Origin of the sequence: Janthinobacterium sp. SUN120 (assembly GCF_030397735.1) — a bacterium.
Taxonomy (GTDB): domain Bacteria; phylum Pseudomonadota; class Gammaproteobacteria; order Burkholderiales; family Burkholderiaceae_D; genus Janthinobacterium; species Janthinobacterium kumbetense.
In genome coordinates this window covers 389,272-404,111 of record NZ_JAPUBW010000001.1, presented here as the reverse complement: position 1 = coordinate 404,111, position 14,840 = coordinate 389,272, and the positions used below count along the sequence as shown (strand labels likewise).

Annotated in this window: 13 protein-coding genes; 4 read left to right on the top strand and 9 right to left on the bottom strand. The window is 65.4% G+C overall.

Annotated elements, in window-relative coordinates:
- Positions 1-17: 17 nt before the first annotated feature.
- From O0879_RS01750 to ppnN, 8 genes are all read right to left on the bottom strand, one after another.
- Positions 18-992: a sugar kinase gene (locus O0879_RS01750; protein ID WP_289914360.1), complete on the bottom strand. Its 975-nt coding sequence runs from the start codon at positions 990-992 to the stop codon at positions 18-20.
- Positions 989-1,735, bottom strand: a complete 747-nt coding sequence (locus O0879_RS01745) for a TIM barrel protein (RefSeq protein ID WP_289914359.1) — start codon at positions 1,733-1,735, stop codon at positions 989-991. The genes O0879_RS01750 and O0879_RS01745 overlap by 4 nt, the downstream gene beginning before the upstream one ends.
- The gene (locus O0879_RS01740) at positions 1,732-2,466 is read right to left on the bottom strand and encodes an amino acid ABC transporter ATP-binding protein (RefSeq protein WP_099667569.1); all 735 of its coding nucleotides are present in this window, start codon (positions 2,464-2,466) and stop codon (positions 1,732-1,734) included. Before O0879_RS01740 ends, O0879_RS01745 begins: the two co-directional genes overlap by 4 nt.
- Complete coding sequence (locus O0879_RS01735; protein WP_251348358.1) at positions 2,453-3,103, bottom strand: amino acid ABC transporter permease; 651 nt, start codon at positions 3,101-3,103, stop codon at positions 2,453-2,455. Before O0879_RS01735 ends, O0879_RS01740 begins: the two co-directional genes overlap by 14 nt.
- 1 nt (position 3,104) lies before the next feature.
- Complete coding sequence (locus tag O0879_RS01730) at positions 3,105-3,797, bottom strand: amino acid ABC transporter permease (RefSeq protein WP_099667567.1); 693 nt, start codon at positions 3,795-3,797, stop codon at positions 3,105-3,107.
- A 91-nt stretch (positions 3,798-3,888) separates the two neighbouring features.
- Positions 3,889-4,695 carry a transporter substrate-binding domain-containing protein gene (locus O0879_RS01725; protein WP_289897570.1) on the bottom strand — a complete coding sequence of 269 codons (807 nt, stop codon included), beginning with the start codon at positions 4,693-4,695 and terminating at the stop codon, positions 3,889-3,891.
- 232 nt (positions 4,696-4,927) lie between these two features.
- Positions 4,928-5,995 (bottom strand): LacI family DNA-binding transcriptional regulator, encoded by a 1,068-nt coding sequence (locus tag O0879_RS01720; RefSeq protein WP_289914358.1) that lies wholly within the window; start codon positions 5,993-5,995, stop codon positions 4,928-4,930.
- Between the two features lie 204 nt (positions 5,996-6,199).
- The gene (gene ppnN, locus O0879_RS01715) at positions 6,200-7,570 is read right to left on the bottom strand and encodes a nucleotide 5'-monophosphate nucleosidase PpnN (RefSeq protein ID WP_070254173.1); all 1,371 of its coding nucleotides are present in this window, start codon (positions 7,568-7,570) and stop codon (positions 6,200-6,202) included.
- A 311-nt stretch (positions 7,571-7,881) separates the two neighbouring features.
- Here ppnN and O0879_RS01710 point away from each other — a divergent pair, with 311 nt between their 5' ends.
- The 4 genes from O0879_RS01710 to O0879_RS01695 all read left to right on the top strand — a co-directional run bounded on the left by O0879_RS01710 (position 7,882) and on the right by O0879_RS01695 (position 12,304).
- The gene (locus O0879_RS01710; protein ID WP_099667564.1) at positions 7,882-9,387 is read left to right on the top strand and encodes an oligopeptide:H+ symporter; all 1,506 of its coding nucleotides are present in this window, start codon (positions 7,882-7,884) and stop codon (positions 9,385-9,387) included.
- Positions 9,388-9,516: 129 nt separating this feature from the next.
- Complete coding sequence (locus O0879_RS01705) at positions 9,517-10,203, top strand: UPF0149 family protein (RefSeq protein WP_289914357.1); 687 nt, start codon at positions 9,517-9,519, stop codon at positions 10,201-10,203.
- 12 nt (positions 10,204-10,215) lie between these two features.
- Positions 10,216-11,910, top strand: coding sequence for a hypothetical protein (locus O0879_RS01700; RefSeq protein WP_289914356.1), 1,695 nt, complete (start codon positions 10,216-10,218; stop codon positions 11,908-11,910).
- 13 nt (positions 11,911-11,923) lie between these two features.
- Complete coding sequence (locus O0879_RS01695; protein ID WP_289914355.1) at positions 11,924-12,304, top strand: hypothetical protein; 381 nt, start codon at positions 11,924-11,926, stop codon at positions 12,302-12,304.
- A 9-nt stretch (positions 12,305-12,313) separates the two neighbouring features.
- Here the strand turns inward: O0879_RS01695 and O0879_RS01690 are convergent, their stop codons facing one another.
- The gene (locus O0879_RS01690) at positions 12,314-14,803 is read right to left on the bottom strand and encodes a TonB-dependent siderophore receptor (RefSeq protein WP_289914354.1); all 2,490 of its coding nucleotides are present in this window, start codon (positions 14,801-14,803) and stop codon (positions 12,314-12,316) included.
- Positions 14,804-14,840: the final 37 nt, after the last annotated feature.

The following is a 14,840-nucleotide window of genomic DNA, read 5'->3' as shown; positions in this document are numbered from 1 at the left end:
TATTTCCCCTGTTCGGTTCAAGATGGGACCAGCGCGTCGAGCTGGGCGCGGGTCGGCAAGCCTTCCATGTCGCCGGCCACCTGGATGGCGAAGGCGCCGACCCGGTTGCCGCGCCCTACCGCCTGCGCCAGCGGCAAGCCTTCCAGCAAGGCGCTGACCAGGCCGGCCGCGAAGCCGTCGCCGGCGCCCACCGTATCGACCACGTTGGCCACGCGCTCGCCCGGCACCATGCCGCTGTCGCCCTCGGCCGTGCGGTAATAGGCGCCGTCGGCGCCCAGCTTGACGACCACCAGCCGCGCGCCGCGCTGCAGGTAAAAGCCGGCGACGTCGTGCGGCAGGTCGTGGCCGGTGAGGATTTTCCCCTCCCCCAGGCCGGGCAGCACCCAGTCCGCCTTGGCGGCCAGGCGGTTGATCTGTTCGACCATGACGGCTTGCGAGGGCCACAGCGAGGGCCGCAGGTTCGGGTCGAACGACACGCTCCGGCCATGAGCGCGCATGAAGTCGAGCGCCTGGCCGGCGAACGCCAGGCTGGTCTCGGACAGCGCCGCGGCCACGCCCGTGGCGTGCAGGTGGCGCGCGGACAGGAAATAGGCGGGGTCGAAGTGCTCGGGTGCCAGCCGGCTGGCGGCGGACCCCTTGCGGAAGTATTCGACCAGCGGATCGGCGCCATTCTCGGCCTTTTCCTTGAGCAGGAAGGCGCTGGACTGGCCGGCAACGGTGACGACCCGGCTGCAATCGACGCCTTCGGCCTGCACGCTGGCGCGGATGAAGCGGCCGAAGGAATCGTCGCCCACCCGGCTCAGCCAGCCGACCTTCAAGCCCAGGCGCGCCAGGCCGATGGCGACATTCGTCTCGGCGCCGGCCAGGCGGCGCGTGAAGTGCGCCACGGCCGCCAGGTCGCCCGCTTGCTCGGCAACGAACATCGCCATCGCCTCGCCATAGGTGACGACGTCGAGCGCGTGCGCCCCTCGATTCGATTCCTGCGCCATCATGCGGCCTCCAGCATCTGAATGTAGCGGCCCGTTTCGGCCACCAGGTCGGCGCCCTCGAGCGGGAATTCGATGGCCCGCTGCACGCCCGGCGCGAAATGCGCGAAGACGGCGCGCCAGGCCGGATCGGCGTCGGAAACGGCGCAGGCGGACAGCCTTCCGCCGTCGTCAAGGACAGCCTTGCAATGCACATAGCGCACGTACGGCGCCAGCAGGCGCGCCGCCTGCTGCGCATCCTCGCCCACCCAGCGCCAGTTGCCGATGTCGAAGGTCAGCCCCACGGGCAGCCCCGCTCCGTCCGCCGCCGCCAGGAAGCGCGCCATCGTCGCCAGCTTGCCGCCATGGGCCGTCTGGTCGTTTTCCACCAGCAGCGCCACGGGCGCCGCCGCCAGTTGGGCGTGCAAGGCCGCCAGCTCCGGCGCGGCCGGGTAATGACCGAGCGACACCTTCAGGTAGCGCGCGCCCAGCCGCGCCGCCTCGTCCAGCATCTGCTGCAGCAGCGCGTGCTGCGGCAATCCGTCCGCGCCCCACAATTCGATGGGCGTGGAATACACGCAGTACAGGCCGCGCGCGGCCACCGCCGCGCCCATGCGCGCCAGGTCCGGCAAGTCGGAAGTAAACAGTTCGCGGCGGATCTCGATGCCGGCGCCGCCCGCATCGGCCACCACGTCGATGAACTGGCTTTGCCCCAGCTGCCTTACCCTGCTTGCGCCGTAGGCCGACGCTGCCACCAGGACGGGGCTCACTTGATCGCTCCCGCGCCGACGAACTGGCGCGCTTCGGGCGTTTGCGGATTGCTGAAAAAGGCTTCCGACGGCCCGCTCTCCCACACCAATCCCTGGTGCATGAAGACGGTGACGTCGGCCATGCGCCGCGCGAACTCCATCTCGTGCGTCACCAGCAGCATCGTCATGCCCGCCTGCGCCAGCTCTTCCATCACCTTCAGCACTTCCTGCGTCAGTTCCGGATCGAGCGCCGACGTCACTTCGTCGAACAGCATCACTTGCGGCTCCATCGCCAGCGAGCGGGCGATCGCCACGCGCTGCTGCTGGCCGCCCGACAGCTGCTCGGGATAGGCCTCGCGCTTGTGGTCCAGGCCCACCTGCTTGAGCACGCGCAGCGCCGTGGCGCGGCCCTGGGCGTCGGGCACCTTCTTGACGATGCGCGGCGCCAGCATGACGTTTTCTTCCACGGTCAGGTGGGGGAACAGGTTGTAGCTCTGGAAGACCATGCCGACATCCTTGCGCAAGTCGAGCAGATGCTCCTGACGCGCCGTCAGCGTGTGGCCGGCCACGACGATGCTGCCGCTGTCGATGGTTTCCAGGCCATTGATACAGCGCAACATGGTGCTCTTGCCGGAGCCGCTGCGGCCGATCACGGCGATCACCTGGCCCCGCTCGACGGCGAACGACACGCCCTTGAGCACGTGGTTGGCGCCGAAGCTCTTGCTGATATGGTCGATTTCAACGATGGGCATGGAATTTCCTTTCCAGTGAATGGCTGTAGCGCGACAGCGGATAGCACAGCGCGAAGTAGATCAGGGCGACGATGGGGAAGACGATGAAAGGCAGGAAGGTCGCATTGCTGACCAGTTGCCCTGCCCGCGTCAGTTCCACCACGCCGATGATCGAGGTGATCGAAGTGTTCTTGATGATCTGCACCATGAAGCCCACCGTCGGCGGCAGCGAATGGCGCAGCGCCTGCGGCAGGATGACGTAGCGCAGCTGCTGGTAGCGGTTCAGCGCCAGCGCGGCGGACGCCTCCCACTGCTGCCGCTGCACGCCTTCGATACAGCCGCGCCAGATCTCGCCCAGGTAGGCGCTGGCAAAGATCGTCATCGCCGCGCCGGCCGCGATGACCGGCGACAGCTTGTAGCCGAACAGGGCCAGCCCGTAATAGGTCAAAAACAGCACGATCAGCACGGGCGTGCCCTGGATCAGCTGGATGTACAGGGCGCTGATGCAGCGCAGGAATCGGCTGCGCGCCGTGCGCAGCAGCGCCACCGCGAAGCCGGCGATGCCGCCCGTGATAAAGACGATCAGCGACAGGCCGATGGTCCAGCGCGTGGCCTCGAGCAGGAATTGCAGGTTATCCCAGGAAAAGTCACTGATCATGTCATGCTCCCATGCGCACCGCGCCCAGACGGCGGCGGCGTTTGAAGACGATCTGGCCCAGCACCCAGAAGCCGAAGCGGAACAGCAGGGCCAGCAGGATGTACAGCACCATCACGACGATGTAGATCTCGAAGCTGCGGAAGGTTTCCGCGTCGAGCAGGTGGGCGGCGGCGGTCAGCTCTTCGGCGGAAATGGCCGACACGACGCTCGAGGCGAGCATCATCAGCGTGAACTGGCTGGCCAGCGCCGGATACACTTTTTCCAGCGCCGGCAGCAGCACCACGTGGCGCATCACCTGCCAGCGCGTCATGCCCAGCGCCTGGGCCGCTTCCAGCTGCGACGGATGCACGGCGCCGATGCCGGCGCGCACGATTTCCGCCGCGTAGGCGCCCAGGTTGACCGTCATGGCGACCAGGGCGGCGCCGTTGGCGTCGAGCTGCAGGCCCAGCGACGGCAAGCCGAAGTAGATGATGAACAGCTGCACCAGGAACGGCGTGCTGCGGATCACCTCTACATAGGCGCGCACCGCCGCGCGGGCATAGGCGGGACCGTTCTTCAGGATGACGGCGGCGCACACGCCCACCGCCAGCCCCAGCACCATGGACAGGGCGCTCAGGCGTATCGTCAGCGCCGCGCCCCACAGCAGGCGGTCCAGCGATTGCATGACGAGTTCGAAATGAAATTCATACGGCATACTCAACTCCTTGTCTACGTGCGCATCCCCGGCCGCGCCACCATGGCGGCGCGCCGTGCGGACGAACACTCTCCCTGTGCGGGTCGCGGTATCAGAAGGTCGGCAGCGCCGGCAGCGGCGCGCCGCTCCACTTGCGCGCGATGGCGTCGAGTTCGCCGTTCAGCTTGACGTAGTAGATGAAGTTGTTGAGCCACTGGTGCAGCTCGAAGTCGCCGCGGCGCACGGCCATCGAGTTGGGCTGCAGCGAGTAGGCGAAGCGGACTTCGATCTTGCCCGCGCCGCGCGTCTTGATGATGTCGAGCGCCATCGTGCTGGGGATCGAAACGGCGTCAACCTGCTTGCTGAGCAAGGCCTGGGTGACGGTGGCGTCATCCTCGAAACGCACGATGCTGGTGCCGGCCGGGGCCATGCGGCTCAGCGCCGTGTCATTCGTGGTGCCGCGCGTCACGCCCACCTTCTTGCCCTTCAAGTCGGCCAGGGCCTTGAGCTTACCGCCGACCGGCGCGACGATGGCCAGTTCGAACGCGCTGTAGGGCATGGTAAACATCAAGGTCTTGGCCCGTTCCGGCGTGGGCGCCAGGGTTGCCACGAGGAAATCGACCTTGCCCGACTCCAGCGACGGCACGCGCGACGGCGCTGTCAACGGCACCACCTCCACGGGCAGGTTCAGGTATTTGCCGATCAGGTTGGCGACGTCGACGTCATAGCCAACGGGCGCGCCCTTGGCGTCGATGCTGCCAAACGGCGGCGTGCCGCTGACCACGCCGATGGTCAGCTTGCCTTTCTTGATCAAGTCGCCAAGCGTCTGGGCGCCGGCGTCGGCCGCCGCGCCGAGGGCACACGTGGCTGCCAGTGCGCAAGCCAGTATTTTCGAATAGAACAGTGTGGTCATCTTCATGTTTCCGTCTCCTGTGATCCCGGTACCGGCCTCGTCGAGGCGCTTCCGGGAATATTGTCAAATGGACGATTCAGATCGTCTCTTGCCGTGTCGTTTCAACTTATTTTCAACCTCATGCCAACCTCCTGCCATTGCCCTGCCTGACTATCCACGCCCCTTTCCAGTGTGAATGCAATCTATGAAACCGGTTCCATTACCTTTCCAAAAAAAAAGGGCGTACGCCCTCTTTTCGTCAATCGCCGTCCTTGCGCACTTCCCCGCTCCGGGTGGAATTGCGCACAATCAACTTACCTGGCAACAGCACCTCGCGCGGCGGGCACTGCTCGCCCTGCAGGCGCGACAGCATGCACGTCATCGCCGAAAAGCCGATCTCGTACGTCTGCTGCTCGATCGTGCTCAGGCCCGCCAGCGGCGACCACGGCAATTCGTCAAAGCCCAGCAAGCCCACGTCCTGCGGCATGCGCAATTCGAGGCGCTGCAGCATCAGCGCCAGTTCCAGCGCCACCATGCCGTTCGACGCCAGCAGCGCCACGCGGCGGCCGCGCCACTGCGCCAGGCATAGACGCACCTGCGCGTCGATGGAGGGCCGGTCGTCCAGATCCACCGCCAGCACTTCGCCCACGCATTCCGGATGTTCGGCCATCACGGCCTGGAAACCCTCGGCGCGCATCAGGCGCGAACTGACGCCCGTCAAGGGCGGCGCGACGAAGGCGATGGCGTCGAAACCCTGTTCGATCAGATGCGCGGTGGCCAGCCGGCCCGCCTGCACATTGTCCAGGCCCACCAGGTCGAAATCGGTACCCTCGATGCGGCGGTCGACCAGCACGATGGGCATGCCCGCCTGCTGCAAGTCGGACGACTGGATGTTGCGCCCCTGCGTGTTGACGATCAGCCCTTCCACACTGTACGAGCGCAGCGCGGCAAGCGACTGGCGCTCCCGCTGTTCGTCATTGCCGGTATTGCACAAGATCAAGGTATAGCCATGTTGCTGGCAAGCCGCTTCCACGCCTTGCAGCACGGCCACCGTGTAGGGGTTCAGCATGTCCGCCACGACCATGCCGATCAGGCGCGTGCGGCCGCGCTTGAGGCCGCGCGCCATCTGGTTCGGCTGGTAGCCGAGGCGCGCGATGGTGCTGGTGATCTGCTGGCGGATGTTTTCGGACAGGGCGTCCAGTTCACCGCCGAGAAAGCGCGACACGCTCGTCTTCGACACGCCCGCCTCGCGCGCCACCTGGGCGATCGTCACGGGTCGTGCCGGCTCGCCGGAGACTGTCTTTGTATTGCCGCGTACTGAATCCAAGGTTGCTCTCCACTACCTGTTGATATGCATATTTTTATTTTGGAACCGGTTCCAAAGATAGCACCCACGAATCGATGACGCAAGCGATTTGATTGCCTGTGGCGGCGAAGGAACACGATGGGGGCATGGCTGGGAACGCGGATGAAAAGGCGCCGCCCTCCCCTTGCACACGCAGGGGGCGGGCGACGCTGCTTGAAAAACGACTTACTGGACCACGGTATAGCACGGCACGTACGCCGTGCCCGCCAATTTCATGCGGTGCTGCGCAACAAACGAGGCCAGCAGCGCATCCATGGGGCCGGCGATGGATTTGTCGCCGTGGATCTCGAAGTTGCCGTGCTTTTCGATCGAGCGGATGCCGTCATCCTTGACGTTGCCCGCCACCACGCCCGAAAACGCGCGGCGCAGCTGGGCCGCCAGCAAGTGCGTGGGCTGGTTCTTGTGCAGGCTCAGGTTGCGCATGTTTTCATGCGTGGGCTGGAACGGCTTCTGGAATTCGTGGTCGATCTTCAGCAGCCAATTGAAGTAATACGCGTCGCTGTGCGCCTTGCGGAATTCGCGCACCTGGCGTATGCCTTCGAGCATTTCGCGCGCCACCAGTTCCGGGTCGTCGATGATGATTTTATAGCGCTGCTGCGCTTCCGGGCCCAGGGTGTCGCTGATGAACTGGTTGATTTGCACGAAGTACTCGCGCGACGTTTCCGGACCCGTGAAGATCAGCGGGAATGGAATCTCGGCATTGTCTGGGTGCAACAAAATACCGAGGATGTACAGAATCTCTTCGGCCGTGCCGGCGCCGCCGGGGAACACGACGATGCCGTGGCCCGCGCGCACGAACGCTTCCAGGCGCTTTTCGATGTCCGGCATGATGACGAGGTCATTGACGATGGGGTTCGGCGACTCGGCCGCGATGATGCCCGGCTCGGTGATGCCGAGATACCGTCCATTGTGCAGGCGCTGCTTGGCGTGGCCGATGGTGGCGCCCTTCATGGGGCCCTTCATGGCGCCGGGGCCGCAGCCGGTGCAGATGTCGAGGCCGCGCAAGCCCAGCTGGTAGCCCACTTCCTTCGAATAATTGTATTCGGCACGGTTGATCGAGTGGCCGCCCCAGCACACGACCAGGTTCGGGTTGAGCTGGGTTTGCAGCACGTTGGCGTTGCGCAGGATGTGGAAAACGGCATCCGTCACGCCTTCCGTGCTCTGCAAGTCGAATTTCGGGTTGCCCGTCACTTCATCGCTGACGAAGATGATGTCGCGCAGCACGGCAAACAGGTGCTCGTGGATGCCCTTGATCATCTTGCCGTCGACAAAGGCAATGGCCGGCGCGCCCTTGATGTCGAGCTTGATGCCGCGCTCGCGCTGGATGATGGAGATTTCAAACGATTGGTAGCGCTCCAGCAGGGCGCGGCCATCGTCGATGGTGCTGCCGCAATTCAGGACCGCCAGCGCGCAGCGGCGGAAAGTGTTGTACAGGCCGCCCTGGCTGGTGTCGAGCAGTTTGTTGACTTCAGTCTTGGAGAGCACGTCCAGGCGGCCTTCCGGTGAAACCAGAGTATCGATAACGTCGTGTTCCATAATGCGAAAAATCCCTTTAAAAATCGATGCTCGAAGGTCTTGCAGCCTCAATATACGACAAGTCAGGCAAGTTGTGCTGTGCCGCCGCAAAATCGCCGGGGCCGCCCTTGCCTGCAAACCGGTTTGACCAATATGAAACAGTCATTCTTGCTAATGCGAATCGAAATCTTCGCTCAGCGCAATTTGTAGATTAGAATGCCAGCCTATTGGAATTCCCGTGCGTGAGGTTCTTCATGAGAGTCCCCGCCGCCCGCAGGCTTCCATAAGTTCGTTGTATCGATTGACTATAATAATTTTTCAGGAGGAACCGCATGAGCGGTGCGACTACGCCCAACAAGGAAGCCGTTATTCCCGAGTTCAAGCAGATTATGGGCCATCCAAGCCCATTGTGGATGTTGTTCATGACTGAATTCTGGGAACGCTTCGCGTTCTACGGAGTTCGCTGGGCGCTGGTACTGTACATCGTGGCCCAGTTCCACGGCGGCGACGGTTCGGGACAGGCAGCGGCCAACCTTACCTACGGTTCCTTCCTCGCGCTGGTGTACGCCGGCGCCCTGTTCGGCGGCTACATCGCCGACCGGGTCATCGGTTACCAGCGCTCCATCCTGCTGGGCGCCGTCTTCATGGCTGCAGGCCTGTTCTGCATCTCGGTACCGAACCAGGACATCTTCAACCTGGGCCTGGCCACCATGATCGTCGGTAACGGCATGTTCAAGCCGAACATCTCGACCATGGTCGGCAAGCTGTACACGACGGCCGATCCGCGCCGCGACAGCGGTTTCACGATCTTCTACATGGGTATCAACATGGGCGCCATGGTCGCCCCTGTCTTTACGCAATGGCTGGCCGGGTCGATCTTCGGCACCAGCGACATGCCTGCGTACAAGATGGTCTTCATGGCCTCCGGTTTCGGCATGCTGATCAGCCTGGTATGGTTCGCCATCGGCCGCCGCGCCCTGAAGGGCATCGGCGCACCGGAAGCCGGTGCCGGCAGCCCGATGCGCGTCGTCTGGGTGGCCGTCGGCTCCCTGTGCGTGATCCCGCTGATGTACTTCCTGCTGACCGTCGGCGCTGAAAAACTGCAAATCGTCCTGACCGTGCTGTTCGTCGGCCTGGCCGTGATGCTGATGATCGAAGGCATACGCAACGGTAAAGTGGCGCGCGACCGCGTCATCGCCATGCTGTTGATCTTCGTCTTCAACATTCTGTTCTGGATGTTCTTCGAACAGGCAGGCAGCTCGTTTACCTTCCTGGCCGACAAGATCGTCAACCGCGACCTGGGCTTCGCCATCTTCCCGACCGCCTACTTCCAGACCGTCAATTCGGTCGCCATCATCGTCTTCGCGCCGATCATCGCCGCCGTCTGGGTCTTCCTGGCGCGCCACAACGTCAATCCATCGATCCCGCGCAAGTTCGGCCTGGGCTTGCTGGGCAATGCGCTGGCCTTCGGCCTGCTGATCTTCGCACTGTCGAGCCTGGTTGGCGCCGACAACAAGATCCCGTTCTGGACGCTGGCGACCGTGTACATGCTGCAATCGATCGGCGAGCTGTGCCTGTCGCCTATCGGCCTGTCGATGGTCACCAAGCTGGCGCCAGTACGCCTGGTCGGCCTGGGCATGGGCGGCTGGTTCCTGTCGACCGGTATCGGCAACAACCTGTCCGGCATCTTCGCCAGCCACGTCAGCGGCGAAAGCGGCATGTCGGTGCAGTCGGCCCTGTCCGGCTACACCTTCGGCTTCTGGTCCCTGCTGGGCGCCGGCGTGATCCTGTTCCTGATCGCACCGCTGATCAACAAACTGATGCACGGCGTGAAGTAAGCGTCTTGTTGTAGATCAAAACGGCGGCCTGCGGGCCGCCGTTTTTCATTCGGCAGCCGTTTCCCCCGTGCCGGACGGTACAATACCGCCAGGGCCAGCGGCCATCCACCCACATTACTGAAAAATTCCATGTCCAGCATCTCCACCACCACGCCCCTCTCCGACGACGAATACGCCGAACTCGACACCCTGCTGGCCGCGCCCGCCCTGGCCGGCCGTGCCATGGATGTGTCGATGCTGGAAGGTTTTCTCACGGCCGTCGCCCTGAGCCCGAAACAGATCGCGCCGGAACAATGGCTGCCCTGGGTCTGGGACAAGGCGGCCGGCAACGCCTTGCCGGCACAGGACGAGGCCAGCGAACGGGCGGCCAGCCTGGCGCAACGCCACCACGCCTACATGGTCGAATGGCTGGCGAAGGACCCGGACAGCTTCGAGCCCATCTACGTCTGCGGCCCCGAATGGAGCGTGCCCGCCTGGTGCGCCGGTTTTGTCCTTGGCACGAGCCTGGACAAGCCCCAGTGGGCGGCCCTGGCCGTCAGCCACCCGGAGTACCTGGCGCCGTTCCAGTACCTGGCCACGGCCGGCGAGCTCGACGACGATGCGGCCGAAACGGCCATGGATGGCGTGATTCCGTCCGTGATCGCCATCAACGCGGCCTGGGCGCGCCAGCGCCACCTGAAAAGCCAGGCCCAAAGCCAGCCCGGCGCCACCGTGCTGCGCGAAGTGCCGAAGACGGGCCGCAACGACCCGTGCCACTGCGGCAGCGGCAAGAAGTATAAAAAATGCTGCGCCGACGCCGATAGCGCGGCGAACTAAGGCGCTTCCTCCTTGCGCCAGCTGCTGACGGCCATCCTGCGCTTCCTGCTGCGCCACGCGCTGCAGTTCGTCCTGTTCATCGTCATCCTGTTGGCCGGACGCCTGCTGCTGGCCGAATGGCGCGCCTATAGCGCCGGCAGCGAGGCCGTGGCCGTGCTCAGGCTGGCCGCCGATGGCGCCGATCATCATGGCGCCGGCCTGGCCGCTGCCGCCACGGCGCGGGTCAACGCCCTGCAAAAGACCTCGCACACGGCCATCGCCGCGCGCCTGGCGCAAGTGCAGGCGCAATTGACGGCCTTGCGCGCGCGGCAGCAAGCGTCGCTGTTCACCGTTCCCCTGCCCGACGCGAGCACCCTGGCCCGGCATGCGCAGGAGGAAGCGGCGCGCCGCGTGGAGATCGAAGTGCTGGTGCAGGAAGCCCGCTATCTGACGGCCCTGCAAGCGGCGGTCAGCGGCGAAGATGCGCGGCACACGCTGGCGCGCCTGCACGCGGAACATGTGCGCGCGTATGCTGCGCTGCAAAATAATCTGCGCCAGCGCCGGCAACTGGAAGCGCAGCACCCGCTGGCGGCACGCCTGCCCGGCAGCGACGCCTACGCACGGCTGTCGCAGCTGGAAGCGCAGGGTCAGCGTTTGCGCGAGATCAATCTGCAAGCGTATCAGGCCTGGGCGGCGCAGCGCGCACGCACCGGCAACGCCGCCCGTCCGGCGCCATTTGCCATCGACGAGCAAGCCTTGAGGGGCGCCCTGGCGCCCATACAAAAGGCCATCGCGGCCGGCGAAGGACAACTGGCGCGCAACTGGATCGCCCGCTGGCGCGCGCCCGTCATGGACGTGGCGCCCACGGCCGCCCTGCTGGTGCTGTCGGCCATCCTGCTGCCCGCCGCCATCAAAGCCTTCTTTTACTTCGTGCTGGCGCCCGTCGCTTCCCGTTTGCCGCCGCTGTCGATCGCGCGCGAACTGCAAGTCGCGGGCAGTTCACTGCCACTGCCGCCGCATGGAGAGTCGCGCATCTCCGCCGTCTCGCAGGGTTTGCTGCTGCAGCCCGGCCAGCAGATGCTGATTCATCCCGAATACCTGCAATCGTCGCCCGTCAGCAGCACCAAGCGCACGCAATGGCTGCTGGACTGGCGCTTCCCGTTCACCAGCCTGGCAGCCGGCATGGTGGCGCTGACCCGCCTGCACAGCGACGAGGAAGCGTGCGTGACGATATCCGCCAGCGACGACCCGCTGCTGGAAGTGGCCGTCGTCCACCTGCCGGCCGGCAGCGCATTGGTCTTCCAGCCACGGGGACTCGTGGGCCTGGTCTGCGACTCGAATCAGCCGCTGGCGATATCGAGCCACTGGCGCCTGGGCAGCCTGCATGCCTGGCTCACCCTGCAGCTGCGCTTCATCGTCTTTCGCGGCCCCGTCACGCTGCTCGTGCGCGGCTGCCGCGGCGTGCGCCTGGAACGGGCCGGCCAGGGACGCTCCATCAGCCAGTCCGCCACCCTGGGCTTTACCACCGACGTGCTGTACTCGACCCTGCGCAGCGAAACCTTCATCCCCTACCTGCGCGGCCAGCAAGCGCTGCTCAACGACCGCTTCGACGGCGACAACGGCGTCTACCTGTACGAAGAAACGCCGCGCCACGGCAAGCAGCCGGGCAAGGCGGGCAGCTGGTTCGAGGGTTTCACCGACGCCATATTGAAAGTGTTCGGCATCTAGCCGCGAAAATACGATGGACGATTTCCTGTTTGCCGATTTCCTCGAGGACCATGCCGCGTATGCGGCGGCAGAGGCCTGGTGGCAGGCGCGCCTGGCCTTCCTCGACGGCCAATGCGCGCCGTATCTGCGCACCGCGTTCGCCAATGGCCAGCCGTTCTATGACGGCAATCCCATCGTCAACCTGGCGGACCGGCACGCCGGCAAGGCGGCCCGCATCGTGCAGCAATGCCCGCATGAATGCGGCCACGGCTACACGAGCTTCGAACAGGCCATCGAATTGGCCGGCAGCGACGGGCACCGCACGGCGCAGGAAAAGATCATCGTGCTGACCCTGACGCAGGAGACGGCGCAGAGGGCCGAGGCGGAATTGCGCGCCTGGTTTGCGCCTGCGTAAGGCTGCGCGCTACCAGAGGTAGGCCACGCGCACGCCGACATTGCGCTGTTCGCCGTAATTGCAGGCCCGCGCCGAGAAACACGAGGCGACATGGTATTTGTCGAACAGGTTCTTCACCGTCATGCTCACGCTCAGACCGCGCCAGTCGCTGCGCGCCTGCCCCAGGTCATAGCGCAGCGACAGGTCGGCCAGGGTGAACGCCGGCACCTGGAAGGTGTTTTCCGCATCGCCCCAGCTGGCGCCCACGTGGCGCACGCCGGCGCCGGCCGACAGGCCGCGCAAGCCGCCAACGAAGGCGTAGTCGGCCCACGCGGAAGCCATCTGCCGAGGCACTTCATACGGCGACTTGCCCTGCACGTTCGTGCCCCACATGTCCGGATTCGCCCTCGTCACCTTCAAGGGGTTGTAGGTGAGGGATGCCAGCAGTTTCAACTGGCTGCCCGGCTGCGCCGCCACTTCCAGTTCGATGCCGCGCGAGCGCACCTCCCCCTGCTGGATGGAGAAATTCGGCTCGTCCGGGTCCGTCGTCAGCACGTTCTGGCGGCGCAGTTCGAATGCGGCGGCCGTCACGGACAAATACGCGCCAGGCGCGTATTTCACGCCGACCTCCACTTGCCGGGCCGTTTCCGGCTCGAACGGACGCTCAAGGCGGTCGGCGCCGGAGACGGGCGAGAACGATTCGCTGTAGCTGGCGTAAGGCGCCAGGCCGTTCGCCGCCAGGTAGGTGATGCCGGCGCGGCCCGTGAATGCCGTGGGCTTGCGCACCGTCGTGGCCGACGGCGATACCAGCAGATTGCGCTGCTCCTGGCGCGTCCAGTCCTGGCGCCCGCCCACGGTGAAGACCCAGTTACGGTACTGCATGCGGTCTTGCAGGTAGGCGCCCAGCTGCCGGTTATGCTCGCGGCGCAGGGCATCGGGCGCCAGCGCCGCCAGGTCCAGCGCGCCGCCGTAGACGGGGCGGTAGATATCGATCTGCGGACCGTCGGCGATATACGAGCTGAACGAAGTACTGCTGCGGCTGTAATCGATGCCGGCAACCACCTCATGGCGCAGCGCGCCCGTCGCCACCTGGCCCGTCACGCTGGTGTCGAGCGAGTACACGCTGCCCTTGCCGTCGCGCGTATCGATCTCGCGGTTGGTGACCGCATGGTCGATTAAGTTGCCGTAACGAAACATATACTGTTCATGGTTATTCGCGTGCAGGAAGCGGAAGTTCTGCCGGAGCGTCCACCCGCCGTCGAACGTGTGGCGCGCCGCGTAGCCCGCCGACGCGACGCGCGTTTCCTCGTGGTCGAAGCCGGGCTCGCCCAGGAATCGCGTCAGCGGCAGGCGGCCGTTGGGATTACTGCCGTTCAAGGCTTCCCACTGCACGTTCGACGATTGCATGGCGCGATTCTGCTGAAAAAAGCCCAATAAGGTGATGCTGGTGCGGGCGCTCGGCGCCCACGTCAGGCTGGGCGCCAGATAATAGCGGTCGTCCTGCATGTAATCGATCTGCTGGTCCGCCTGGCGCGCCAGCCCCACCAGCCGGTACTGCAGGCTGCCGTCGTCGGCCAGCTTGCCGCCCACGTCGAGGGCCAGCTGCTTGCGCGCATAGCTGCCGAGCGACAGTTCGACCTGGTTCACCTGGTCCGCCGCGGGGCGCTTGGGCACGAAATTGACGATGCCGCCCGGCGCGTTCTGGCCGTACAGCACGGACGAAGGTCCCTTCAGCACTTCCACGCGCTCGGCGCCGTACGGCTCCACGCCGAAAAAGCCCAGCGTCCCCATCGGCATCAGGCGCATGCCGTCCAGGTAGAACGCGCCCGAAAACTGGCTGAAGCCCCGTACCGACAGGCTGTCGTCGGCAGGATTGGCGCCTGCCGTGTTGCTGCGCAAGCCGGCCGTGTACTGGATGGCGTCGTTCAGGGTGCGCACGCCCTGGTCATCCATGCGGTCGCGCGTGATGACGGAGACCGATTGCGGCACTTCCAGCAGGGAAGCATCGGTCTTGGTGGCCGTGCTGGCCCGCCGCGCCACATAGCCGCTGGCCTTGCCCCACGGGTTTTCCTCTTCCGCCTGGGCGCTGACCGTCACGGGCGCCATCGTCTGCACGCCATCCGCCGCCGCGCCGGCAGCGGATGCGGCGGCGGCACGCAGCGCGTAGCCGCCGCCGGCCGTGCGCACGGCAGCGAGCCCGGTGCCGGCCAGCGCCCGCGCCAGCGCGTCGTCCACCGTGTAGCTGCCAGTGACGCCGCCGCTGCGCAGCCCTTCCGTCGCGGCTGAGCCAAAGGCGATCAGCAAGCCCGCTTCACGTCCCAGCCGGTTCAATGTCGCTTCCAGCGGCCCGGCCGGGATGGCGTAATGGCGCAGCGCCTCGGCCTGCGCGACTGTTTGCGCGTGCGCCGGCGCGCTGGCCAGGCTGGCCAGTGCGCCCAGGCACAGGGCGTGCACCAGGCGGGCCAGCGGTGTCATGGCCAGCAAGCGCGTGGATGGGGGGAATGTGCTGCGGTCGTTCATGGCATGCCTTCGTATCATGGGATGGGTGGAACGGGCC

Coding starts and splice junctions, on each gene's coding strand:
- O0879_RS01735 (WP_251348358.1), bottom strand. CDS start 3,103: ATGATCAGTGACTTTTCCTGGGATAACCTGCAATTCCTGCTCGAGGCC.
- O0879_RS01725 (WP_289897570.1), bottom strand. CDS start 4,695: ATGAAGATGACCACACTGTTCTATTCGAAAATACTGGCTTGCGCACTG.
- O0879_RS01750 (WP_289914360.1), bottom strand. CDS start 992: ATGATGGCGCAGGAATCGAATCGAGGGGCGCACGCGCTCGACGTCGTC.
- ppnN (WP_070254173.1), bottom strand. CDS start 7,570: ATGGAACACGACGTTATCGATACTCTGGTTTCACCGGAAGGCCGCCTG.
- O0879_RS01730 (WP_099667567.1), bottom strand. CDS start 3,797: ATGCCGTATGAATTTCATTTCGAACTCGTCATGCAATCGCTGGACCGC.
- O0879_RS01695 (WP_289914355.1), top strand. CDS start 11,924: ATGGACGATTTCCTGTTTGCCGATTTCCTCGAGGACCATGCCGCGTAT.
- O0879_RS01710 (WP_099667564.1), top strand. CDS start 7,882: ATGAGCGGTGCGACTACGCCCAACAAGGAAGCCGTTATTCCCGAGTTC.
- O0879_RS01705 (WP_289914357.1), top strand. CDS start 9,517: ATGTCCAGCATCTCCACCACCACGCCCCTCTCCGACGACGAATACGCC.
- O0879_RS01740 (WP_099667569.1), bottom strand. CDS start 2,466: ATGCCCATCGTTGAAATCGACCATATCAGCAAGAGCTTCGGCGCCAAC.
- O0879_RS01690 (WP_289914354.1), bottom strand. CDS start 14,803: ATGAACGACCGCAGCACATTCCCCCCATCCACGCGCTTGCTGGCCATG.